We start from the raw sequence: 23,146 nt of genomic DNA on the forward strand, positions 1-23,146 counted from the left end.
TAAGACTTTGCGATGCCCATCAGGAGCGAACCATGAACGCCCGTCAGAATCCCTTCTTTAGCGTCAGCACACTGCCTTACCAGGCGCCTCCCTTTGACCAGATTGAGGAGCAGGATTTCCTGCCCGCGCTGCAGGCGGGCATTGAAGAGAAGCGTCAGGACGTTGAGGCGATCGCCCTGAACAGCGAAGCGCCCACCTTTCTCAACACCTTTGAGGCGCTGGAGAAGAGCGGACAGCTCCTCAATCGGGTGAATCTGGTCTTCAGCGCCATGACCTCGGCCCATACCAGCCCTTATCTGCAGCAGGTAGATGAGGAGATTGCGCCGCAGCTTACTGCGCTCAACGACGACATCATGCTGAACCGCCCGCTGTTTTCACGGCTCGATGCGGTTTATCTGCAGCGCGCCAAACTGGATGCCGAATCAAAACGGCTGGTTGAGGTGATCTGGCAGCGCTTCCAGCTGGCGGGCGCCAATCTCCCGGAGGCACAGAAGCAGCAGCTTAAAGCCCTGAATCAGGAAGCGGCGCGCCTCAGTACCCGTTTCACCAATAAACTGCTGGCCGCCACCAAAGCGGGCGGACTGGTCGTTAATGATCTGCAACAGCTGGCGGGACTGTCACCGGCCGACCTGGCAGTGGCCCAGGCGGAAGCGCAGGCGCGCGGACTGGAAAAAAGCTGGCTGCTGGTGTTGCAGAACACCACGCAGCAACCGGCGCTGCAGAGCCTGGCCGATCGCGCAACCCGGGAAGCGCTGTATAAAGCGGGCGTGACGCGCACGGAAAAAGGCGATGAGAACGATACCCGTGAGCTGGTATTACGGCTGGCGCAGGTCAGGGCAGAGCAGGCCCGGCTGCTGGGTTTTACCAGCTATGCCGAGTGGAAGCTGCAGGATCAGATGGCGAAAACCCCCGATGCGGCGCTGGCCTTTATGCGCAACATCGTGCCTGCCGCGCGCGCCCGTGCGGAACGTGAAGCGGCGGCCATTCAGCAGACCATCGATCAGCAGCAGGGCGATTTTACTCTGCAGGCATGGGACTGGCGTTTTTATGCCGAACAGGTACGGCGTGCCCGCTACGATCTCGATGAGAGCCAGATTAAACCTTACTTTGAGCTGAACTCGGTGCTCCGGAATGGCGTCTTCTGGGCGGCGACGCAGCTTTACGGCATCCGCTTTACACCGCGCCAGGATCTGCCGGTTTATCATCCCGACGTGCAGGTGTATGAGATTTTCGATGCCGCCGACACGCCGCTGGCGCTGTTTTATACCGACTTCTTCAAGCGCGACAGTAAAGGCGGCGGTGCCTGGATGAGTAACTTCGTCAACCAGTCAACGCTGCTCGACAGCAAACCGGTGATCTACAACGTCTGTAACTACACCAAACCCCCCGCCGGAGAACCGGCGCTGCTGAGCTGGGACGACGTTATCACGATGTTTCATGAGTTCGGCCACACGCTGCACGGCCTGTTTGCCAGCCAGCGCTACCCGAGCCTGTCGGGCACGGAAACCCCGCGCGATTTCGTTGAGTTTCCTTCGCAGATCAATGAGCACTGGGCCAGCGAGCCCGCGGTGTTCCGCAACTACGCCCGGCACTATCAGACTCAGGCATTAATGCCCGCTGAGCTGCATGACAAGATCGTCCGGGCCGCGACGTTCAACAAAGGCTATGAGATGAGCGAGCTGCTGGCTGCCGCGCTGCTGGACCTGCACTGGCACAGCCTTAACCGTGATGCCGCGCCGCAAAGCGTGGAAGGGTTTGAGCAGCAGGCGTTGCAGAGCGACAATATCGCGCTGACGGCGGTGCCACCGCGCTATCGGTCCAGCTATTTTCAGCACATCTGGGGCGGAGGCTATGCCGCAGGGTATTACGCCTATATCTGGACGCAGATGCTCGCCGACGATGGCTATCAGTGGTTTGCGGAGCATGGCGGACTGACGCGTGAGAACGGTGACATCTTCCGGCAGAAGATTCTGTCACGTGGCAACAGCAGCGATCTCAAAGCGCTGTATGAAAGCTGGCGGGGCGCAGCGCCTCAGCTGGAGCCGATGCTGAAAAATCGCGGTCTGGCGGATTAATAATAAAAGGGCTGTCGCGGTGACAGCCCCTGTTTTCCTGGATTAGCCCAGCGGGCCGCCTTCAATGGTTTCGCACATTCCGGCCAGCACCCGCTCACCGGTTTCGTTTTTCAATGACTGATACCACTCCGCCGTAACCGCCGGGTCGCGCGCATGGGTCACATCACAGCGTTTACGCGCTTTCAGCACCAGATCTTTTACCCGCTCAACCCGTCGTGCCTGATAGCGCAACAGGGCATCTTCGATGCCCAGCGAATGCGAAGCCAGCGTCGAGGCCAGCACCACGGCATCTTCCATCGCCGCACAGCCACCCTGACCAATATCGGGCGTGGTGCTGTGGGCGGCATCGCCAAGCAGCGCTACACGCCCTTTGACAAAGCGGCTGAACGGTTCGATGTCGTGGATCTCCACCCGGTTAGTGGTGTCAGGATGAATTGCCGCAATCAACTGCTGCACCGGCTCCGCCCAGCCCTGGAAGTAACCAGTTAAGTCCGCTTTCACGGTGCTGCGATCCTGCGGCAGTCCCTTCGGCAACGGTACATCAAAGAAGAAGTAGAACCGATTGCCGCTGACCGGCATCAGTGAAACTCGCTTGCCGTCGCCGACAAAAGTGGTCCACTGATCGGCGGGTGCAATGCGTTCGTCTATGGTGACCAGACCGTTCCAGTTAACGTAACCGGCATAACGTCGTTCCAGCTTCTCTTCCAGCACATAGTCGCGGACGACGGAATGCGTGCCATCGGCGGCAATCAGAAAATCGCCGTGCGCCTGACTGTTATCAGAGAAGGTTGCGATAACGCCATTTTCAGTCTGGTCGACCTGGATCACGCGCTTGCCAAACTGCACCCGTTCACGTCCGAAGGTGTCAATCAGCATCGCCTGCAGTTCTGCCCGCGCTACCGGACAGGGATATTCGCCCACCTGCTGCACCAGTGGTGCCATGCTGAAGCGGGTCAGGGGTGTACCTGTTGCGCCATCGTGATAGGCCATATAGGCCATATTGCCGCCCAGTTCACGCAGCGCGGTTTTCATTCCCAGCGCATTCAGGCATTTAACGCCGTTGGGCCAGATGGAAATGGCCGCGCCAACAGCCTTCATCTCCTGAACGGCTTCAAAGACCTCAACGTCGATTCCGGCTTTCTCCAGCGCAATCGCGCTGCTCATTCCGCCAATACCGCCACCAATTACGATTGCTTTCATAATGCTCTCCTTTCTGCATAGAGAGACTCCTGCAACTTTTGTACCAGCAACATAGCTAAGCCGAATATGATTATTAAAGTCAATAAAAACAATAAATTATAAGCATTTCGGCGAAGTGAGGCGAGCATATCCTTTCTGACGTGATGCACTTAAATGTCGCAAATCAGGGCGCAATAAGGGTGCAAATGTGAGCGGGCTGCATCTTTTGTTTCATCGTTTGTTTTATTATTGCTGCCAGGTTTCCGGGGCACTCATCAGCCAGTTAGCCCCGGCTTACTGTCATCCCGCGCGGTTAATTACTTTAAAAGTTATGAACTAAAAAGCCGCTTCGCTTTGATAGCATTGCTAACAAATAATTAAACATAGACATAACAACTGGCGTGAATATTGCCCGGAAAATTCTGGCTTTATTCAACAGGGGGTTAGGGTGACACAATTAAACACACCTGTTAATAAAAAACGCTGATTCATAATCAGACACAACTGTGACCGTTTTATCACCGGTCGCAATCATTAGTAAAACTGCGCAAGCCGCATCAGAAAAGGCTTTTAGGATATTGCTCAAACGTATCAGCCGCGATCGCGTGATATAGATCACTCTGGACATAAAGGACTCTGGAAGACGATCATGAAAATTGGAATTACGAATAACCAGTATCCGGAGCAACGTAATATCTTAGTTAATCCGGATAACGAATATATAAATCTGAAAAAGAGCAATCTGTTCTATTTTATTAATCCGTTACGCACCCGATTACTTAAAAAGAATAAAACCTTTGTCTTTCAGCCTGTGCCATTTTCCGGGGCATCGCGGGCTGACATCCTTCACCTGTTCAACGAAGTTGCGATTACTCAGCAGAAGTGGGTTGCCTCGTTTGAAACTGAACTGCCGCGCGTGCTGCCGGTGGCGGGTGTTGCCAAGCAGGACAATCCCGAGCTAAAGCGGCTTATTCCTTATCTGTTAAAAGATAACTGTCTGGGGCTGATTGCCATCTCAGACGCCACGCTGAACATCCAGATGAAACTGTTCAAACCGGATGTTGCGCAGCAAATCCGCCGTAAAACCCTGGTGCTGCATCCGCCGCAAAAGCTGTTCGTTCAGCAAAAAACGCCACGTCAGCCAGGTGTTCTGAAGCTGATCTTTGCCGGCAATGAGTTCTACCGTAAAGGCGGGGCGGAAGTGGTGCTGGCAATCAGTGAGCTGATTGAAGAGCACCGGCTGGATGAGTCGCAGCTGGACCTGCAGCTGATTGGCGATCTCACCAAACGTCGCAACGTTGCTCATCGTCAGTTCCAGGATGATGATGCTTTCTGTCGCGACATTGAGAACCGCATCAAGCGCTATCGCTGCATTACGCATCATTCACAGATGGAAAACAGTGCACTGATGCAGCTGTTCCGTCAGAGCGATGCCGGACTGTTACCGACCTGGCAGGAGACTTACGGTTTCTCTGTGCTGGAGATGCAGGCCAATGGCTGTCCGGTCATCACCAGCAACGTGCGTGCGCTGCCGGAGATCAATCCTGCCAATGCGGGCTGGGTGATTGCGAGTCCGCTGAACGCCGATCGCGAATACAGCATCACCTCGGCAGAGCAAAAATCTCAGCTGCGCCGGTCGCTGGTGGACGGGCTGAAATCGACGCTGCTCGCCATCATTGAACGTCCTGAAATATTGCAGGAGAAAGGGGAAGCGGCCATTCTGCGCATCAAAGAGCAGCATGACACCCAGCGTTATATCGCCCGGCTCAACGATATCTATAGCCGTGGCGTGATGAATGTCACTCAATACCCTCCTGTTGTCTCAATTTGATGAGATTTCTCTGACGGCACGCGCCAGACTGGCCATACTTAGTGCTGCGTACCTCAGGAGAAATGTTATGAAAATTATCCTCACTCTGCTGCTGTCCGGATTGCTGGGCAGCAGCGCTTTCGCTCAGCCTGCACCGCTTTTTCCGGCCCGCGCGCCGCTGGCGCAGCTGACACCCGTTGCTGACCGCTGCGATCTCTCCACCTGTCAGACCAACTGCTACGTCGAGCAGTCCCATTGCAACACCCGGGATAGCGGTGCCTGCAGCTCAAAGGCTCAGATGTGCGTACAGGCCTGTTCCAGCCAGTGTAAATAATTCGATTCAGTGAAGAACGCTTAGTTAACAATGAAAAAGTCCCTGTTTTACCTTGCTTTATTTTCTCTTTCTGCCAGCTGTGTTGCCGCCGATCTCTCCTCACAGCAGGTCACTTCTCTGGTTAAAGCCGCGATCGAACCGCTGATGGAGCAGCAGGCGATCCCCGGTATGTCGGTGGCGGTGCTTTACAAGGGCCGGGCGCAGTTTGTGAACCTCGGCGTGGCCGATCTTGAGTCACGCCGCCGGGTCACGGAAAACACGCTGTTTGAACTGGGGTCGGTGAGTAAAACCTTTACCGGCACTCTGGCCGGGATCATGATCCGCAACGGCGAAATCCGTCTGAACGATCCGGTGCAGAAGCGCTGGCCGCAGCTGACCGGTGAGCAGTGGCGTCCGGTGCGTATGCTGCATCTGGCGACCTATACCGCAGGCGGCCTGCCTTTACAGCTGCCTGATGAGGTCACCGATCAGGCTTCGCTGCTCCGCTTTTATCAGAACTGGCAGCCAACGGCAGCACCAGGTTTGCAGCGCCAGTACTCCAACGCCAGCATTGGTCTGTTTGGCTCGCTGATGGTGAAGGGCGATTATGAGCAGGCGATGGAACGACATGTGTTTCAGCCGCTGCGCCTGACGCGCACTTACATTACCGTGCCGCCGTCGATGATGCTCAACTATGCGTGGGGCTACAAAAATGGCCAGCCGGTGCGGGTCTCGCCCGGCATGCTCGATGCGGAAGCATACGGCATTAAATCCACCGCGCGTGACATGCTCACCTTTATGCAGGCGAACATCGATCCTAACCGTTTATCGGCGGGCAACGCGGTGCTACGGAATGCCATCCGTACTGCGCAGTCGCGCTACTTCAAAGTCGGCAGTCTCTATCAGGGGCTGGGCTGGGAGATCTACGACTGGCCCGTCGATGCTGAGACGCTGCTCAGTGACAACGATAATGCTGTTGCACTAAAGCCGCGTCCGGCGACGCAGGTTAATCCGGTCGGGCCGTCGCAGAGCGCCAGCTGGGTACATAAAACCGGTGCCACCAATGGATTTGGTGCCTATATCGCCTTTATTCCTGAGCAGAACAGCGGCATCGTGCTACTTGCCAACAAAAATTACCCCAATCCGCTTCGCATCAGGGTAGCGTGGCAGATTCTGCAGGCACTGCAGCAGGGTACACCTGAATAATGCACCTTACGCCTGCTCAGCCCGGAGCAGGCTGGCGCCCTCTGTTCATTTGCGCTAAAATAAAAATCAAATGAACAGGAGGGCTGATATGTCCATCGCCATCTACACACCCACTCAGCATCAGCATAACCGTTCGCTCCTGCACGCCCTGAATCTGCCAGAAACGCTGCCTGATGCACACCAGCGTATCGCAACAGGATTCAGCAGCGGCGTGCTGAAGCGCACCGCGTCATTGTCCACCTTTGACGAGGGCTGGCTCTGCCGTCTGGCGGGCATCGACCGCACCACATACAACCGCAAAGTTAAAGATCCGCAGCAGACCTTTTCGCCCGATCAGAGCGGACGGATCTATATGCTGATTCGCGTTCTTTCTGCCGCCAGCAAACTGTTTCGTGACGACAGAGAGCGGCTGGTACAGTGGCTGGAAACGCCCGCCAAAGCGCTGGGCGGTAAAAAACCGGCCGAGATGACCACCACGGTGGCCGGTGCAGAAGCGGTGATTAACCTGATTGGTCAGCTTGAGCATGGCGTGATCACCTGATGGCGGTGCCTTTCTTTCGCCTGGTAAAGCGTGAGTATGCGATGACCGCCTTTGATGGGTTCGGTGCCCGCACCTATGGCGGGCGCTGGAATTCTGTGGGAACGGTCTGTGTCTATATGGGATCGAGCCGGGCGCTCTGCGTGCTGGAGGCGCTGGTGCACCTCACCATTCAGGATCTGGCACACGACTACGCAATGCTGGCGATTAACGTACCGGAACCCCTGATCACCGAGCTTTCGCTGGCGGCGTTACCTGCTGACTGGCAGGCCGATCCTGCGCCATCGTCCACCCGACAAATTGGTGATGACTGGCTCGCCAGCCCGGACAACGGGCTGGTGTTGAAGGTGCCGAGCACGCTGACGGGGGAATGGAACGCGCTGTTCAATCCCCGTCATCCGGCGGCGGCAGGCATCATCAGTAAAGTGGTGGTGGAACCGTTTTTCTTCGACCCGCGCTTCCGGCTGCAGTAGGTCAGTGAGGCGCTGATATCCTCACCTCCTCAGCTCACGCCTGCGATTCTGATAACGCCTGCGCCGCGCAAATCAGCGCCAGATGGCTCAGTCCCTGCGGCATATTGCCGCGCCAGCTCTGACTGCGGACGTCATACATCTCATTGAAGATATCGACATTACCCTGGCCGTCCAGCGTCGCCAGAATCTCCTGCATCGCCTGTTCCGCCTGGTCTGTTTCGCCCATCTCTGCCCAGGCTTCCACCAGCCAGAAGGCGCAGGCCAGAAACGTACTCTCTTCCTGCCTGACGCCGCTGTAGCGATAAAGCATGGCGCTGCCGTCGCCCAGCGCCTGCTGAATCGCGCGGTAGGTCGAGAGCATCCGCTCTGGATTGACCGCATTGCCGTAGCTGTGAACCAGCGCCAGCGATGCGTCAAGACGATCGTCGCTGCCAGCATAGAAGAGATAAGCCTGCTTCTGTTCTGACCAGCAGTGCGACTCAATCCAGTCACGGATGCGATCACGTTCCCGCTGCCAGCGCCCCAGCCACGTCGGTTCGATATGCTGGCTTTCGGCAAGGGCGACCGCCCGGTCCAGCGCCATCCAGCAGGCCATCTTGGAGTGGGTGTAGTGTTGCAGTTCCGGCAGTTCCCAGATGCCGCAATCTTTCTGCCGCCAGTGATCGGCGCAGCAGTTTGCCAGCTCCCCCAGCATGCGCGAGGTGGTGATATCCAGCACGTGTCCCGCTTCAATAAAGTGCTGTGCGGTAACCAGCAAGTCGCCATACATGCTGAGCTGCAGCTGGTCGCGGGCATTGTTGCCAACCCGCACCGGCTGAGAGTTTTTATAGCCGCTCAGTGGCGGATAACGCTCGGCGGGCACCTCATCACCGTTCAGGGCATAGCAGGCGCGCAGCCTGACGCCGTGACGCATTATGGTCTGCGACAGCCAGGAAAAGGCCGCCTTACAATCTTCCAGCGCGCCAATATAGACGAATGCTTTAATAATCAGGCAGGCGTCGCGCACCCAGGCGTAGCGGTAATCATAATTTTTCTCGCCGCCGATCCCTTCCGGTAAAGAGGTCGTTGCGGCGGCGGCCAGCGCGCCGGTCGGCGAGTACCAGAGAAACTTCAGCGACAGGGCAGAGCGCTTTACCAGTGCCGGATAGCTGCCCGCGTAGCTCAGGCTCTCCACCCAGCTGCTCCAGCCGGTGTGACTGGTTTCAATCCGCTGATCGATAGCCTCCAGTGGCGGCACCGCCAGCGGCTCTTTTTCGGTTACCAGTAACGCGCAGAGCGATCGGGACCCGGCCGTCGTGCGCAGCGTGGCGCAGACCTGCTCATCGTCCAGCTCGGTTATCTGGATATCGTCGCTGGTGCGGAACATCGCCATGATCTCCGCGATGTGAAAGACCTTGCCTTTCTCATTGTCAGCCACCCAGGGCGAACGGGTTTCGGCGGCAGTGCCGAAGTGCAGGGTGATCGCTAATTCCACTTCACCGCTGACGCCCTCAATGCGGCGCGCCAGTTCACACCACGGCAAACGGCCCGCCAGCGTGCTGTTAATCGACTCGGTCAGCAGCACGGTGCCGCTCTCCGTTTCGAAGCGGGTTTCCAGCACGTTGCTGTTGTCACGGTAGCGGCGCGAGACCTGATAAGGCGCACACGGGGCGATCTGAAAGTAGCCACCGAGTCCGGCATCAAGGAGGCGATCAAACAGCGGCTTAGCGTCGAGATTGGGCGCGCACCACCAGTCAATAGAACCATCCGGCGCAATCAGCGCGACCGAACGGCCTTCACCAATGGCGGCATAATCACCCAGACCCGCAAAGCCATCTTCTCTGACCGGCGAATGAAAGATCGGGTTTTCCATGGTCTGCTTCCTTATTTCACGGTAACGGGAATTCTTCTATGGGCAAATGCGGGACAAAAAAATGGCCGCGCTATGCGGCCATCAGAGACAATTTACAGCGTGCCGGTGCCGCCATCAGAGCACCAGACCTGACCGGAAGAGTAACTGCTCTCGGTTGAGGCCAGGGTAACGTAGAGCGGGGCGATCTCAACCGGCTGACCGGGACGGCCCATCGGTGAATCTGCACCAAACTGTTTCACTTTTTCCATCGGCTGACCGCCGCTCGACTGCAGCGGCGTCCAGTATGGGCCAGGTGCTACGGCGTTGACGCGGATACCGTCGCCACCCAGCTGCTTCGCCAGCGATTTAGTGAAGGCAACAATAGAGGCCTTGGTCTGCGCATAGTCGAGCAGAATATCGCTGGGTTTAAAGGCCTGTACTGACGAGGTATTAATAATCGATGCACCGCGTGGCAGATATTCCAGCGCTGCTTTGGTGATCCAGAACATCGCATAAACGTTGGTTTTAAACGTCGCGTCAAAATCTTCCGTACTCAGGGTACGAATGGACTCATTAAATTGCTGACGACCAGCGTTATTAACCAGAATATCCAGACCGCCTAATTTATCCGCAGCGTCTTTCACCAGCTGCTGACAAAATTCTTCAGAACGAATGTCGCCGGGAATAGCGAAAACTTTACGGCCTTCCGCTTCGATTAATTTAATCACTTCATCAGCATCGGGCTGTTCTTCGGGCAGATAGTTAATCACCACGTCTGCGCCTTCACGGGCATAAGCGATAGCCACTGCGCGGCCAATACCGGAGTCACCGCCCGTAATCAGCGCCTTGCGGCCGGTCAGTCGGCCAGTACCGCGGTAGCTGGTTTCTCCGTGGTCGGGAACCGGGATCATCTTGCTGGCCAGGCCTGGTGCCTGTTGTGGCTGCTCCTCAAACGGAGGCTTAGGAAAGTGATCCAGATCGAGCGTCTTGTTAGTTGGTGTAGCCATTGTATGCTCCTTGAACAGAGTTATCTGAGACATTAAGCCTGGCACAAATGTGATATTTGTCACATCTGACTGCTGATTCATTGAGCAGGTAAAACCAGAAGAACTTAATAATGCAGATAAAGCGTAGTCAGGAAATCGGTATTGTGTGCTGCACTGTCCGATTATTTTTCAGAGGAGGCAGGGAATAATTAAAACGAAGCGTAAAAACGGCTGGGGATTATTTCAGTACGTGAAATGTTCCGGCTGAAAATAAAAAAGGGCGGTTAACCACCGCGTACCGAACCGCGCCAGACCACATCGACCGCATATATTCTGCGCTCCTGCTGCTGTTCATTTTTGGGTGTTAATGTTTCCGGTTGCGCTTCCGTCTCTACCAGCCAGGCAATGGCATCGCGGGCAAAATGCTCCACCGGCTGCGCAAAGGTGGTGAGGTTATACGAGGACCAGCCCGACTGCGGAATGTTGTCATGTCCCATGATGCAGAGATCCTCCGGAATGCGCAGTGCAAAGCGGTGACGCGCCTCATCCATAAAGCCGCAGGCGAGCAGGTCGGTAGCACAGTAAACCGCATCCGGGCGAATGTTACGCGTCAGAAGACGCTGGGCCAGAATCTGGCCGCTTTCATAGGAGGTGGTGCCGAAGCGTTCTACCTGAACCGTAACGCCCGCGTTCTGCGCTGCCACCAGAAAATCGGCTTCGCGCTTCAGCAGGCTCGGCGTGCCCGCCAGCGAATTGACAAAGGCGATGCGATTGCAGCCCGCCCGGACAAAAGCATTAACCGCCATTTCCGCTGCCGGACGGGAGTCGAGGTTGATATTGAGCGTGCCGGGCAGGGATTCGTCGCGGTTAATCAGCACCAGATGCTGACCATGTTTGTAGCAGAGCCGGGTAATGCCGCTGTCCGGCATGCCGGAGAGAATGATAGAGGCGTCGGCACGGAAATTAATCGCCTGTTGCAGCGCGTCCGAAACCCGCGCATCCGAGCGGTCGGTGTTGATCAGCATCGCCACTTTTCCCGCTTCCTGCAGATACTGGGTCATCCAGCGCACCAGGCTGGCACGGTAGGGCGTGTCCACCTCGGAGGCGATTAAGCAGACAATGCCGCTGCGGTTGCGTACGAGGCCGCGAGCCAGATGATTGACGTGATAACCCAGCTCTTCAGCCGCTTTCATCACCCGCTGACGAGTGGACTCTGACACGCTGGCCCCTTCTGTAAAGGTGCGTGAGACCGCTGACCGGGAGACGCCCGCCCGGTCAGCGACATCCTGCGCACTCACTACCGCTTTAAGCTGCTGCATCTTTTTTCCTCGCCCCTGTGTTACCTGCACTGAGTCTGCCTGAATTTGCAAGGCTGTGCAAAGGATGCCTGAGCACCGGATGTTTCAAATTTGTGACAGAGCCTGACAATTGCACAACAACTCAATTGACAGTGCAGCCAGGTCACCGTACTACTTTGCTCATACCTTTGCACGCATGTGCAAAAGCTGGCGCACCTGCGTCATCCAGCCCAGGAGAACATCATGCGTTATCCCTCTCTGCTCGCTGCTGTCATCGTCTGCCCTGTGGTGCCGTTTGCCGCCCCGGCGGCGGGCCTTAATATGATCTGCTCTGCTGATGTAGTGGTGTGCGAACAGATGACCACGCTGTTCAGCCAGAGTCATCCCGACATCAAACTCAGCATGGTGCGGCTCTCTGCCGGTGAAGCTTATGCCCGTATCCGCAGTGAAGCGCGCAATCCCCGTACCGATATCTGGTGGGCGGGCACCGGTGACCCCCATATGCAGGCCGGCGAAGAGGGCTTAACCCAGGCCTACAAGTCACCCCTGCTCGATCAGCAGCAGCCCTGGTCACAGAAAGTAGCGGAGATCTCCGGCTATCGCACCGTTGGCGTCTATGCCGGTGCACTGGGCTGGGGCTACAACACGAAACTGCTGGCGGAGAAAAAGCTGAAGGTCCCGGCCTGCTGGGCGGATTTACTCGACCCGGGCTTTAAAGGCGAGATTCAGATCGCCAATCCTAACTCCTCCGGCACGGCCTATAACACCCTGGCGACGCTGGTGCAGATCATGGGTGAAGACAAGGCCTTTGACTACCTGAAGAAGCTCAACGCCAACATCTCGCAATACACCAAGTCCGGCTCAGCACCGGTCAAGGCCGCCGCGCGCGGTGAAACCACCGTCGGCATTGTCTTTATGCATGATGCCGTGGCGATGGAGGTGGATGGCTTCCCGATTAAGCCCGTCGCGCCCTGCGAAGGCACCGGCTATGAGATTGGTTCGATGTCGATCATTAAAGGGGCGCGCAATCTGGCCAATGCTAAAAGCTGGTATGACTGGGCGCTCAGCGCGGAGGCGCAGTCGCACATGAAAGAGGCGAAGTCGTTCCAGCTGCCTTCCAACCGCAAGGCGGAGATCTCTGAATACGCCCCGCGCTTCGAGAACATCAAACTGATCGACTACGACTTCAAAACTTATGGCGACTCGGCAAAACGCAAGGCGCTGCTGGGCCGCTGGGATAAAGAGATTGGTGCCAGCGCGCAATAACGGGGGTACCAGCCCGGCCGCCTGAGCCGGGTTGGTGCCAGACCGCGGTGGCGTAAGCCTGATGTCCGCTTCCTGATGGAGGTGATTTATGAATGCGCATAATCGTCGCTTAACCGGTGCGCTGCTGGCAGGTGCCGTCGCGCTGACGCTGCTGCCCTGGTATAGCCTGGAGCAGGGCTTCTTTACGGGTGACTGGCTGTTCAGCTTCTGGGGAGATGAGAACAACGCACCAGCGCTGGGACAGCTCGCGCTGCACAGCTGGCTGGGCATCGCCGTGGCGCTATGGCTGCTCTCGGCGGCCAGTGTCTTTCTGCCGCCAGGCCGCACACGCAGCACGCTGCTGCTGCTATTCAGCGTCTGCGGGATTCTTTTTCTGGTGCTGGAAGGGCATGCCATCGGGTTTAGTGGCTGGAACTGGCTGTGGCTGGAAAATCTCTTTGGTCCGCTGACACAGGGGCAACCGGCGATGGGCGCGGGCGCACTGCTGCTGCTGACCGTCTTTCTGCTGATCTTCGCTTTTGCCCTGGCAGAGCGCGGCGTGCTGAAAGGCGATGCCTTTGTGGTGGCGTCGATTGTGCTGCTGGTGGCGCTGGTGACGACCTTTGTACTCTATCCGGTGCTGAGCCTGTTTGTCGCCTCAGTGCAGGATAGTGACGGCAGCTTTAAACCGGATGGACTGATTGCCAATATGCAGGACCCCGCCATCTGGAGCCTCGCCTGTTTTACCGGCGACACCTGCGGCACAGCCTGGCGCACGCTGGGACTGGCGCTGATGACCGCCAGTGGTTCCACGCTGCTGGGACTGGCGTTTGCGCTGGCGGCCACGCGCACGGCGCTGCCATTTAAAAAAGCGCTGCGAATGCTGACCATTCTGCCAATTATCACGCCGCCGTTTGTTATCGGTCTGGCGCTGATCCTGCTGTTTGGCCGCTCCGGCGTGGTGACAGCATCGCTGGCGACGCTGTTCGGCATCGAGCCGGGTCGCTGGCTCTATGGACTGACCGGCATCTGGATTGCCCAGGTGCTGTCGTTTACTCCCATTGCGTTTCTGGTGCTGATTGGCGTGGTTGAGGGGGTCAGTCCGTCACTGGAAGAGGCGTCGCAGACTCTGCGCGCCAGCCGCTGGCGCACCTTCTCCCGCATCTCGCTGCCGCTGATGGCGCCAGGTCTGGCCAACGCGTTCTTAATCAGCTTTATCGAAAGCATGGCCGATTTCGGTAACCCGATGGTGCTGGGCGGCAGTCACGGCGTGCTCTCGACGGAGATCTTCTTCTCCGTGGTCGGCGCACAGAACGACCCGAGCCGCGCGGCGGTGCTGGCGATGATCCTGCTGGGCTTTACCCTGACTGCGTTTCTGGTGCAGCGCGTCTGGCTCTCCGGCAAAAGCTTCGCCACCGTGACCGGCAAGGGCGACGGCGGCCGTCATGTGATGCTGCCGCGTCCGGTACGCTACAGCGTTTATGGCATGGTGATCCCGTGGGGACTCTTCACCCTGGTGATCTACGGTATGATCATGATTGGCGGCTTTGTGCAGTCGTGGGGTCTGAATAACAACCTGACGCTGGATCACTACATCCGCGCCTTCAGCATCAGCGTGAATCAGGGGCAGCTGGTGTGGAGTGGCGTCGCCTGGAACTCGTTCTGGACCACGCTGGAAATCGCCCTGATTGCCGCACCGCTCACTGCCATTGTAGGGCTGCTGACCGCCTGGCTTATCGTGCGGCAGAAGTTTGCCGGCCGTCAGACCTTTGAATTCATGCTGATGCTCAGCTTTGCCATTCCCGGCACGGTGATAGGTGTGAGCTATGTGATGGCCTATAACCTGCCGCCGCTGGAGATCACCGGCACCGCGATGATCCTGATCGCCTGTTTTGTCTTCCGTAATATGCCGGTCGGCGTGCGGGGTGGAATTGCAGCGATGAGCCAGCTGGATAAAAGCCTGGATGAAGCGTCACTGACGCTGGGCGCCAACAGTTTCCGGACGCTGCGCAAAGTGGTGCTGCCGCTGCTCAAACCGGCGATCAGCGCCGCGCTGGTCTACGCCTTTGTGCGGGCGATTACCTCGATCAGCGCGGTGATTTTCCTGGTCAGTGCGCAGTACAACATGGCGACCTCGTACATTGTCGGGCTGGTGGAGAACGGAGAGTATGGCGTCGCGATTGCTTACTCCTCGGTCCTGATCGTGGTGATGCTGCTGATCATTGGCCTGTTCCAGCTGCTGGTGGGCGAACGTCGCCTGCGCCGTGCAGCCCAACCGGCGGTAATCGTTGCCGCACCCTCTGTTGTATCCACGCTGACTCAGGAGAGAGCCGTATGACGACCATTAACGCCGGATCGGTGGTGTTTGAACATGTCGCAAAGCGTTTTGCCGGTTTTACCGCGGTGCCGGATCTGTCGCTTACCGTAGAGCCGGGCACGCTGGTCACGCTGCTCGGGCCATCCGGCTGCGGCAAGACCACCACGCTGCGGCTGCTGGCCGGGCTGGAGCATCCCACCTCGGGGCGGATTCTGATTGGCGGCAAAGAGGTGACCCATCTGCCCGCCAACGAGCGCGACGTGGCGATGGTGTTTCAGTCCTACGCGCTGTTTCCGCATATGAACGCCCTCGACAACATTCTGTATGGACTGCTCTCCGGGGGTATGAATAAACGCGAGGCGCAGGACAGGGCGCGCGAAGGGCTGAAGCTGGTGGGGCTGGAGAGTCAGGGTCAGCGGCTGCCGTCCGAACTGTCTGGTGGACAGCAGCAGCGTATTGCAGTGGCGCGTGCGCTGGTGCTGGAACCGCAGGTGCTGCTGCTCGATGAGCCGCTGTCAAACCTTGATGAGCGTCTGCGCCGTCGGGTGCGCACCGACATTCGCGATCTGCAGCAGCGGCTCGGGTTCACTGCCGTCTACGTGACCCATGACCAGGAGGAGGCGCTGGCGGTCTCCGATAAGATTATTGTCATGAAAGAGGGAGATATTGCTCAGCAGGGCGCGCCGGAGACGCTTTACCATTCGCCCAATTCAGTCTTCATCGCGGACTTTATGGGGGAATCGAACATTCTGCCCTGTGAAGTGGAACAGGCCGATGCGGATGACGCGCTGGTCTGTCTGGGAAATCAGCGCTTCCGGGTGCGGGGTATCGGTGCAAAAACCGGCAGTGCCCAGCTGGCGGTGCGACCGCAGTTTATTACGCTGTCCGGCGACGGTCAGGGCGCGTTGCAGGGTGAAGTGATCCACAGCACCTGGCTGGGCGATCATATCGAATATGAAGTCGCTACCGAGCTGGGCGCGCTGTTCATTATCGATCCACAAATGGAACAGCGTCTGCCGCTCGCCGCCACGGTTGGCGTCAACTTTAAGCCGCAGGGCTTAGCCCTGATTGCCCGTTAATCTGATTAACCCGAGGAGTTCGCATGGAATCGCAGGAAAGAGTGGCGCGACTGGCGTTAGCGGAAGCTGTGGCCCGCGAAGGTGGCGCGACCGCGCTATCTTACTTCAACCGCCGCGACACGCTGGTAGTAGAGACTAAGTACGATTTGCAGGATGTGGTGTCGATTGCCGACCGTGAAGTCGAGCAGCTGATCGCCAGCCGCATACGGGATGCGTTTCCTGATGATGGCTTTCTTGGCGAGGAGACGGGACTGCAGACGGGAACCTCTGATTACACCTGGGTGGTCGATCCCATTGATGGCACCAGCCCGTTTCTCAATGGAATGCCGAGCTGGTGTGTTTCTGTTGCGGTGCTGCGTGACGATATACCTGTCATCGGGGTGATTTTTGCGCCCACCTATGAGGAGTGCTATGTGGCGGCTCTGGGGCAGGGCGCGACGCTGAACGGGCGTCGTCTGCAGGTCGATCCTGCGCGCACGCTGCAAAACCACGTCACGGGTTTTGGTGCTAACAGCTATGTCAGTCCGCAACAGGTGGGCGAGATTGTGGCGGCGCTGCTGTCGGCGGGCGGTAACTTCATCCGCATTGGCTCCGGCGCGCTGATGCTGGCCTGGGTGGCGGCTGGTCGTGTCGTGGGTTACTACGAACCCTATATGCACGCCTGGGATTGCCTGGCGGGTTACTGCCTGGTGAAAGAGGCGGGCGGCTGGTACCACCCGTTTAACATCGAAGGCGACCGCATCACTAAAGGGGCGCAGGTGCTTGCTGTGGCACCCGGCGCCGAAGCGGACCTCCGGCGTATTGCTGGTTTGTAGCTCAGTGACCCTGTCACGCTGGCTGCATCAGGGTCAGCGTGATTCCGCAGGTCGTAGCGTTTTCGTCAGATAGTGGCGCTGCATTCCGTCCTGCGGAAAATCGGGCAGGGACATCTGCTGCTGATAACCCTGTTTCTGATAAAACGGCAGCGCCTGAAAACTGAAGGTATCCACCAGCGCAAACAGACAGCCCAGTTTAACTGCTTCCTGTTCCGCCGCTTCCAACAGCGCACGACCCAGACCACTGCCACGCAGCGTTCCATCCACCCAGAGATAATCAATGCAGAGCCAGTTTCCTTTGCGCGAGGCGATCAATCCACCCCGTAATATACCTTCTGCATCCCGGTGAGAAACCGACAGCGGGCCCCAGTTCTCCCGACTGATAAATTGCCGGTTGTAAGCCCCTAATCCTGCCAGTAACTCTTCCCGGTCCTCGTCGTTTTGCTGATGGGTAAGGGTAAATGTGCTCATCCTGTTCCTCTGCTAGCCATGTATTGTCTTTATCCCTTATAAAGGATAATTACGTTACTATCCTCTTAAGGGTATAATTTGCATATTATCCTCTTTAGGGTATAGAATGCACTTTATACCCTGTCGGGGATAACCTCTCTGCGCTATGCTTAAAGCCTGTGATCCTGAAGGAGTCACCCATGATATACAGCCCGCTACAGCTGGCAAACCGGCTAAAGCTTATCCGCCAGCGCAACGGCTGGACCCAGAGTGAACTGGCAAAAAAGGTGGGCCTGAAACAGGCCACCATCTCTCACTTTGAAAATGCGCCTGACAGTACCTCGCTGGCCACGCTGTTTAAGCTTTTACAGGCGCTGGAAGTGAGTCTGGACGTAGTGGAAAAAGAGAAGGCCAGTGCGCCTCAGTTGCATGATGAGGATGAGTGGTAATGCAAAGGCTGATTGCGTGGATGAACGGCGAGCGGGTAGGCGTGCTTACCCGGCAGCGGAATGGCGCTCATGAGTTTCAGTATGACACCGGCTGGCTGAGTAACCCGCTCTCCAGGCCGCTGTCACTCTCACTGCCGTTGCAGGTTAAGGCAATCACCTCACACGCCGTAATTAACTTCTTCGACAACCTGCTGCCGGATAGCCCGTTGATTCGTGACAGGATCGTGGCGCGTTACCAGATTAAATCCCGCCAGCCGTTTGACCTGTTGCAGGAAGTGGGACGTGACAGCGTCGGGGCGACCATGCTGTTGCCGCCCGATATGCCGCTGCCCGCACTGCAGGCTCGCTATGAGGTGCTTGATGAAGCCCGGCTCGAGAGCGTGCTGTCAGCCTATCAGTCCGATATTCCGCTGGGGATGCTGCGTGAAGAGACCGACTTCCGCATTTCGGTGGCGGGCGCACAGGAGAAAACGGCGCTGCTGCTGACCGAAGAGGGCTGGAGCATTCCTGCCGGCGCTACGCCCACCTCACACATTATCAAGCTGCCAATCGGTGAGATTAAACAGCCAGCCGCGACGCTGGATATGCGTGAAAGCGTAGAGAATGAGTATCTCTGTCTGGCGCTGGCACGTGCACTGGGTATTGATGTGCCGCAGGCGACGATTATCCGGGCCGGTAAGATGCGCGCTCTGGCCGTTGAGCGCTTTGACCGCCGCTGGTCGCGCGACCGAACCCGGCTGATTCGTCTGCCACAGGAGGATTTCTGTCAGGCGCTGGGGCTGCCATCATCGACTAAATATGAGTCGGATGGCGGGCCGGGCATCGCAGAAATAATGCAGATACTGATGGGATCGAGCAATGCCATCGAGGATCGCTATCGCTTTATGATGTTCCAGGTGTTTCAGTGGCTGACGGGCGCAACCGACGGTCACGCTAAAAACTTCTCGCTGTTTATCGAGCGCGGCGGCAGTTATCGACTGACACCTTTTTATGATGTGATCTCCGCTTATCCGGTGTTGGGCGGTACCGGCCTGAACAGGCGTGCACTCAAACTGGCGATGGGGCTGCGTGCCACTAAGGGGAAGAAGACAGAAATCGACAAAATCTTTCCGCGCCATTTTATCGCCACGGCGAAGCAGGTGAATTTTGATCGTGACAGTCTGCAGCAGATCTTTGACTTCTTCGTCCGTGAGTTTCCAAAGGCGGTAGTCTCAGTGCGCGAGGCCCTACCGGCTGATTTCCCGCAGCACATCGCGGATGCAATCTTCAGCCATTCACTGATTATGCTGGAGCGGTTACGGCATAACGATTGATGGCGGATATGAGCTGGCACTATCCTGAAAAGCCCTTTCACCACTCTCTGGCAAACCGCCTGTCAGCTATGCTTATCTGACAGGCTTATCAAGGGAGTAAGGGTATGAAGTGTCCGGGATGTGAAGGAGAGGCGTTTGTTTACGCCACGCGTGACGTCAGTCTTAATACGGGTAATCCCGATGATGTCGTGCCGGATGTGAAGGGTGATCACTGCATTCGCTGCGGCGCGGTGATTATGAACGCCGGAACGTCGGAATTGTACCCCGAAAAGGCGGAAGCGCTGGAGAATGCAGGCGTGCCTGTTAAATGATACAAAGAGCCCGCTTAGTGCGGGCTTTCGTTTTTATTCACCACTTGAGAAACTCTTCAAAACGGGCCTGGTTATCCACTAACCATGCAGGCAAATATTCCTGAGTTACTGGCCGGATCACCATTTTCCGGGGTCGGTTCCAGATATCAATATTCTGCTCAACGCAGTGCCGAATATGATCGGGATTGTTAAACTCTGGGAGATTATTTTCTGTGTGAGAAATGGTCTCCATCTTCTCACTGATACGGGCGTCGGTCATTACCCATGAGAAGTGCCAGCCAGCGTTTTCAACTGTTCTGGTACGCATCTTCAGCAGCTTCCAGCGCCACCAGCTGTCTCTGATTGGCGTACCCTTGCGTTTAACGTTGCGTAACAGCTCTGGCTGGCCTCTGAAAAAATGCTTCAGATTCTTCATAGTGGTCATCTTTGGCAGGCGGCAGAGACGGGCAGAGCCATCGTCATTAAGAACCTGAACGTTAAACTTATAATTATAGAAGTTATGGTACAGCGTCGTGCAGAGGTGGCGCGGGCTGAACTGTTTCAGGGCTTCAGGGCGGGGGATTTCATCTACATCCGATACCATGATGATATCGTCGTCCTCAGCGAAGTCGAGGCCGCGCATAATGGCGTTGCGCGCTATCGTCTCATTTTCCCACGGATCGGATTCACCGGCTTTCACCATAGAGCTGCCAGACACGAAATTATGCTGATGGATCGTCGGTACTGAGTCATTAACGACGTAAATAATTTTCTCGCGAAATGCCGCAAACTTTTCGATATTAAAACTGAGTCTTTCTCGACGCTTACCAGTAAAGGTATAGAGGGATTCAACAATGACGAACTTATCAACATGTTCATAAAGCGTATTGAGTCGAAGCTCAAGAAGCATGTCTTCATCGTAGTAAAGGAAACAATCGTAAATCATTGGCTAACGAACCTTCCTGGTATAATTTTAAAATTATTTGAAACAATTATACCGCATGTTAAGCGTAAATTTACTTTTTCCTTACGTTATCTGTACTTTTTGATGCGGTTAATCTGCAACACGTACTCCACACATCAGGCCTTTGGGGAAGTTTCATACAGGTAGCAATTAGGTCATGCTTAAATATTAAACATAGTGCATGCTCACAAATTGAAGATATAAAAAAGCCTGCACAAGGCAGGAAAAATCGTTACAAGGCAATGTCCATCTTTTGATAACACGCAACGAGTAAGTTGTGTGATGGTGGCACCGTACAGGAGAAACATTAGGTTTACTCTGGGAACGGAAATCACAATCACATCAATCTGGCTGCTGGAGTGCGTTATGGATGCCAATCGCTATGCCCTGAAAATAATCCCTTCACCGCCGACTTATCCCGGTGCCGCCAGTCCGGTAATGTTTGATGACACACTGCATCGCCGTCTGGCTGCCATTATTCAGCGGATGCAGCAGCAGCAGATTACGCAGCTGATTATTTATGCCGACAAAGAGCACGGCAGTAACTTTGAGTACCTGGCGGGATTTATTCCGCGTTTTGAGGAGGCGCTGCTGGTGGTGAATCAGCAGGGCGGGCTGACCTATATCATGGGGAATGAGAACCTCAAGCTGGTGCCTTTTGCCCGCAATCCGGGACGCTGTCTGCATGCGCCGGTGTTTTCGTTGCCCAATCAGCCGATGCATGGGGAGCAGCCGCTGGATCAGCTGTTGACAGAGGCAGGCATTAAGGCGGGTGACCGCACCGGACTGGTGGGCTGGAAGCTGTTTACCGGCAGTCAGCATAAGTTATTTGATCTCCCGCAATTCGTTTATACCGCAGCGGCTCAGGCGGCGGGTGGCGATGTGCATCTGTTTAACGCCACCGGATTGTTTATCTCGCCAGATCACGGTGCGCGTTGCGTTAACTGTGCCGATGAAGTCGCCTTTTATGAGGCGGGAGCCAATCTTGCGTCAACCGCGATGCTGGCTGCGCTGGATAGCGTTGCGCCGGGCGTCACAGAGAAGGCGTTGGGCGCACGGCTGAATGCAGAAGGACAGCCAAACAGCGTCATCACGATCGCCGCGACGGGCGATCGTTTCGCTCAGGCCTGGCTCTATCCGTCAGACAAACAGATTTCAACTGGCGACAAACTTTCACTGACGGTCGGCTATAAAGGCGGCCTGACCAGCCGCTCTGCGTATGTCGTCAGTGAGGCTTCTGAGTTACAGTGCAATGTTTCTGACTGGTTAACCCGGCTGGCGATCCCCTATTATCATGCGGTCGTCAGCTGGCTGGAGCAGTTGCGAATCGGGATCACCGGCCGCGAACTCTATACGCTTATCGAAACGGTATTGCCCAAAGCGCAATATGGCTGGCATCTCAATCCGGGGCATCTGGTCGCTGACGAAGAGTGGCTGAGCTCGCCCATCTATCCCGATTCAGCGGTGACCCTGAAGAGCGGAATGCTGTTGCAGATTGATATCATCCCATCGGTACCGGGTTATGGCGGCTGCAGTATCGAAGATACGGTCGGACTGGCAGACGCGGCATTGCGTGACGAGCTGGCGAGCCGTTTTCCGGAAGTCTGGCAGCGTATGACCCGCCGCAGAGACTATCTGACCGACGTACTGAAAATCCGGTTGCCGGAGGAGGTGATTTTGCTCTCGAACACGGTAGGGTATCTGCGCCCTTTCTTGCTGGATAAGCAGCGTGCGCTGGTGCGGCAGTAAGGTATTGATTCGCTCTGGACAATGCTGTCTGGCCTGATAAGTTAATCAAATCGTAAATCTGCCTATTCTCAGGAGTATTGATGCTGGATATTGTGCATTTTCCGCTGTTCGTCGCGTTGGTCGTGCTGCTTTGTGTTACGCCTGGTCCTGATCTCGCCTATATCATCGGTCAGAGTATGGTCAGGGGACGACGCGCCGGGATCCTTTCGGCGACCGGCGTGGCATTGGGCAGTTGTACGCATGCTATTGCCAGTGCACTGGGATTAACAGCACTCATTGCGGCTTCACCGCTGCTGTTCACGGTCATTAAATATATCGGCGCGGCCTACCTTATCTATCTTGGCGCTAAAATGATGCTATCAACCTTTGGCGTCAGTAAAGAGCGCCCGCTGGACGTTCAGAGCAATATGGCTGAGGTCGAAACCCGACGGTTGATGCTGCGCGGTTTCATTACTTCAATAACCAATCCCAAAGTATTGCTGTTTTTCATCGCGTTCTTCCCTCAGTTTGTGGTGATTGAGGGCGACCATCATGCGATCTCATTTCTGGTGCTGGGAATGGTCTATGCGCTGATTGGCGTCATGATTGATGTGTTGTTTGCTATTCTGGCCGGCGGTGCTGCAGGTGCTGTGGCAAAAAATCAAACGCTGCGAAAAATGCTGGATCGCGTCGTGGGTGCCACCTTTATCGGGTTGGGAATTCGCCTTGCATTGACACGGCGCTAAGGCAGTTGCGTGCTTAACAGAATCGCATACTCATCTCTTAT

The 23,146-nt window shown here is 56.3% G+C and carries 21 protein-coding genes; 15 read left to right on the forward strand and 6 right to left on the reverse strand.

Annotated features, from left to right (window positions below):
- Positions 1–32: 32 nt before the first annotated feature.
- A complete protein-coding gene (gene dcp, locus IV493_RS08570; RefSeq protein ID WP_195858079.1) occupies positions 33–2,075 on the forward strand; it encodes a peptidyl-dipeptidase Dcp in 2,043 nt (680 codons plus the stop codon).
- Between the two features lie 42 nt (positions 2,076–2,117).
- Here the strand turns inward: dcp and hpxO are convergent, their stop codons facing one another.
- Positions 2,118–3,275 carry an FAD-dependent urate hydroxylase HpxO gene (gene hpxO, locus IV493_RS08575; protein WP_195858080.1) on the reverse strand — a complete coding sequence of 386 codons (1,158 nt, stop codon included), beginning with the start codon at positions 3,273–3,275 and terminating at the stop codon, positions 2,118–2,120.
- Between the two features lie 628 nt (positions 3,276–3,903).
- On the opposite strand from hpxO, the gene IV493_RS08580 reads away from it, so the two are divergent.
- The 5 genes from IV493_RS08580 to IV493_RS08600 all read left to right on the forward strand — a co-directional run bounded on the left by IV493_RS08580 (position 3,904) and on the right by IV493_RS08600 (position 7,594).
- Positions 3,904–5,085 carry a glycosyltransferase family 4 protein gene (locus IV493_RS08580; RefSeq protein WP_195858081.1) on the forward strand — a complete coding sequence of 394 codons (1,182 nt, stop codon included), beginning with the start codon at positions 3,904–3,906 and terminating at the stop codon, positions 5,083–5,085.
- A gap of 67 nt (positions 5,086–5,152) precedes the next feature.
- Complete coding sequence (locus IV493_RS08585) at positions 5,153–5,398, forward strand: hypothetical protein (protein WP_033783134.1); 246 nt, start codon at positions 5,153–5,155, stop codon at positions 5,396–5,398.
- A gap of 30 nt (positions 5,399–5,428) precedes the next feature.
- Complete coding sequence (ampC, locus tag IV493_RS08590; RefSeq protein ID WP_013357894.1) at positions 5,429–6,583, forward strand: class C beta-lactamase; 1,155 nt, start codon at positions 5,429–5,431, stop codon at positions 6,581–6,583.
- An 88-nt stretch (positions 6,584–6,671) separates the two neighbouring features.
- Positions 6,672–7,124, forward strand: coding sequence for an antitoxin Xre/MbcA/ParS toxin-binding domain-containing protein (locus IV493_RS08595; RefSeq protein WP_147789215.1), 453 nt, complete (start codon positions 6,672–6,674; stop codon positions 7,122–7,124).
- Positions 7,124–7,594: an RES family NAD+ phosphorylase gene (locus tag IV493_RS08600; protein ID WP_061062490.1), complete on the forward strand. Its 471-nt coding sequence runs from the start codon at positions 7,124–7,126 to the stop codon at positions 7,592–7,594. Before IV493_RS08595 ends, IV493_RS08600 begins: the two co-directional genes overlap by 1 nt.
- Before the next feature lie 34 nt (positions 7,595–7,628).
- Here IV493_RS08600 and IV493_RS08605 read toward each other — a convergent pair whose 3' ends face one another.
- From IV493_RS08605 to IV493_RS08615, 3 genes are all read right to left on the reverse strand, one after another.
- Complete coding sequence (locus IV493_RS08605; protein WP_195858082.1) at positions 7,629–9,446, reverse strand: glycoside hydrolase family 15 protein; 1,818 nt, start codon at positions 9,444–9,446, stop codon at positions 7,629–7,631.
- Between the two features lie 92 nt (positions 9,447–9,538).
- The gene (locus IV493_RS08610; RefSeq protein ID WP_013357890.1) at positions 9,539–10,432 is read right to left on the reverse strand and encodes an SDR family oxidoreductase; all 894 of its coding nucleotides are present in this window, start codon (positions 10,430–10,432) and stop codon (positions 9,539–9,541) included.
- A 263-nt stretch (positions 10,433–10,695) separates the two neighbouring features.
- On the reverse strand, positions 10,696–11,730 hold the full coding sequence (locus IV493_RS08615) for a substrate-binding domain-containing protein (protein WP_195858083.1): 1,035 nt from the start codon (positions 11,728–11,730) through the stop codon (positions 10,696–10,698).
- A gap of 222 nt (positions 11,731–11,952) precedes the next feature.
- Here IV493_RS08615 and IV493_RS08620 point away from each other — a divergent pair, with 222 nt between their 5' ends.
- From IV493_RS08620 to IV493_RS08635, 4 genes are all read left to right on the forward strand, one after another.
- Positions 11,953–12,975 (forward strand): ABC transporter substrate-binding protein, encoded by a 1,023-nt coding sequence (locus IV493_RS08620; protein WP_013357887.1) that lies wholly within the window; start codon positions 11,953–11,955, stop codon positions 12,973–12,975.
- 88 nt (positions 12,976–13,063) lie between these two features.
- Complete coding sequence (locus IV493_RS08625; RefSeq protein WP_195858084.1) at positions 13,064–15,292, forward strand: iron ABC transporter permease; 2,229 nt, start codon at positions 13,064–13,066, stop codon at positions 15,290–15,292.
- On the forward strand, positions 15,289–16,350 hold the full coding sequence (locus IV493_RS08630; RefSeq protein WP_195858085.1) for an ABC transporter ATP-binding protein: 1,062 nt from the start codon (positions 15,289–15,291) through the stop codon (positions 16,348–16,350). The genes IV493_RS08625 and IV493_RS08630 overlap by 4 nt, the downstream gene beginning before the upstream one ends.
- A gap of 23 nt (positions 16,351–16,373) precedes the next feature.
- The gene (locus IV493_RS08635) at positions 16,374–17,165 is read left to right on the forward strand and encodes an inositol monophosphatase family protein (RefSeq protein WP_095707188.1); all 792 of its coding nucleotides are present in this window, start codon (positions 16,374–16,376) and stop codon (positions 17,163–17,165) included.
- A 33-nt stretch (positions 17,166–17,198) separates the two neighbouring features.
- Here IV493_RS08635 and IV493_RS08640 read toward each other — a convergent pair whose 3' ends face one another.
- Positions 17,199–17,636: an N-acetyltransferase gene (locus tag IV493_RS08640; protein ID WP_195858086.1), complete on the reverse strand. Its 438-nt coding sequence runs from the start codon at positions 17,634–17,636 to the stop codon at positions 17,199–17,201.
- Positions 17,637–17,815: 179 nt separating this feature from the next.
- Between IV493_RS08640 and hipB the strand changes: the two genes are divergently transcribed.
- From hipB to IV493_RS08655, 3 genes are all read left to right on the forward strand, one after another.
- Positions 17,816–18,064, forward strand: coding sequence for a type II toxin-antitoxin system antitoxin HipB (gene hipB, locus IV493_RS08645; RefSeq protein ID WP_095707189.1), 249 nt, complete (start codon positions 17,816–17,818; stop codon positions 18,062–18,064).
- Positions 18,064–19,377 carry a type II toxin-antitoxin system HipA family toxin gene (locus IV493_RS08650; protein WP_195858087.1) on the forward strand — a complete coding sequence of 438 codons (1,314 nt, stop codon included), beginning with the start codon at positions 18,064–18,066 and terminating at the stop codon, positions 19,375–19,377. The genes hipB and IV493_RS08650 overlap by 1 nt, the downstream gene beginning before the upstream one ends.
- A gap of 104 nt (positions 19,378–19,481) precedes the next feature.
- The gene (locus IV493_RS08655; RefSeq protein ID WP_013357880.1) at positions 19,482–19,688 is read left to right on the forward strand and encodes a type II toxin-antitoxin system MqsA family antitoxin; all 207 of its coding nucleotides are present in this window, start codon (positions 19,482–19,484) and stop codon (positions 19,686–19,688) included.
- 37 nt (positions 19,689–19,725) lie between these two features.
- Here IV493_RS08655 and IV493_RS08660 read toward each other — a convergent pair whose 3' ends face one another.
- Complete coding sequence (locus IV493_RS08660) at positions 19,726–20,613, reverse strand: benzoate transporter (RefSeq protein WP_195858088.1); 888 nt, start codon at positions 20,611–20,613, stop codon at positions 19,726–19,728.
- Between the two features lie 384 nt (positions 20,614–20,997).
- On the opposite strand from IV493_RS08660, the gene IV493_RS08665 reads away from it, so the two are divergent.
- Together IV493_RS08665 and IV493_RS08670 are read left to right on the forward strand one after the other, a co-directional pair.
- The gene (locus tag IV493_RS08665; RefSeq protein WP_147789222.1) at positions 20,998–22,380 is read left to right on the forward strand and encodes a Xaa-Pro peptidase family protein; all 1,383 of its coding nucleotides are present in this window, start codon (positions 20,998–21,000) and stop codon (positions 22,378–22,380) included.
- An 80-nt stretch (positions 22,381–22,460) separates the two neighbouring features.
- Entirely contained in the window at positions 22,461–23,105 is a 645-nt protein-coding gene (locus tag IV493_RS08670) for a LysE family translocator (RefSeq protein ID WP_147789223.1), read from the forward strand.
- Positions 23,106–23,146: the final 41 nt, after the last annotated feature.

Source organism: Pantoea sp. SM3640 (genome assembly GCF_015654165.1).
Lineage (GTDB): Bacteria > Pseudomonadota > Gammaproteobacteria > Enterobacterales > Enterobacteriaceae > Pantoea > Pantoea vagans.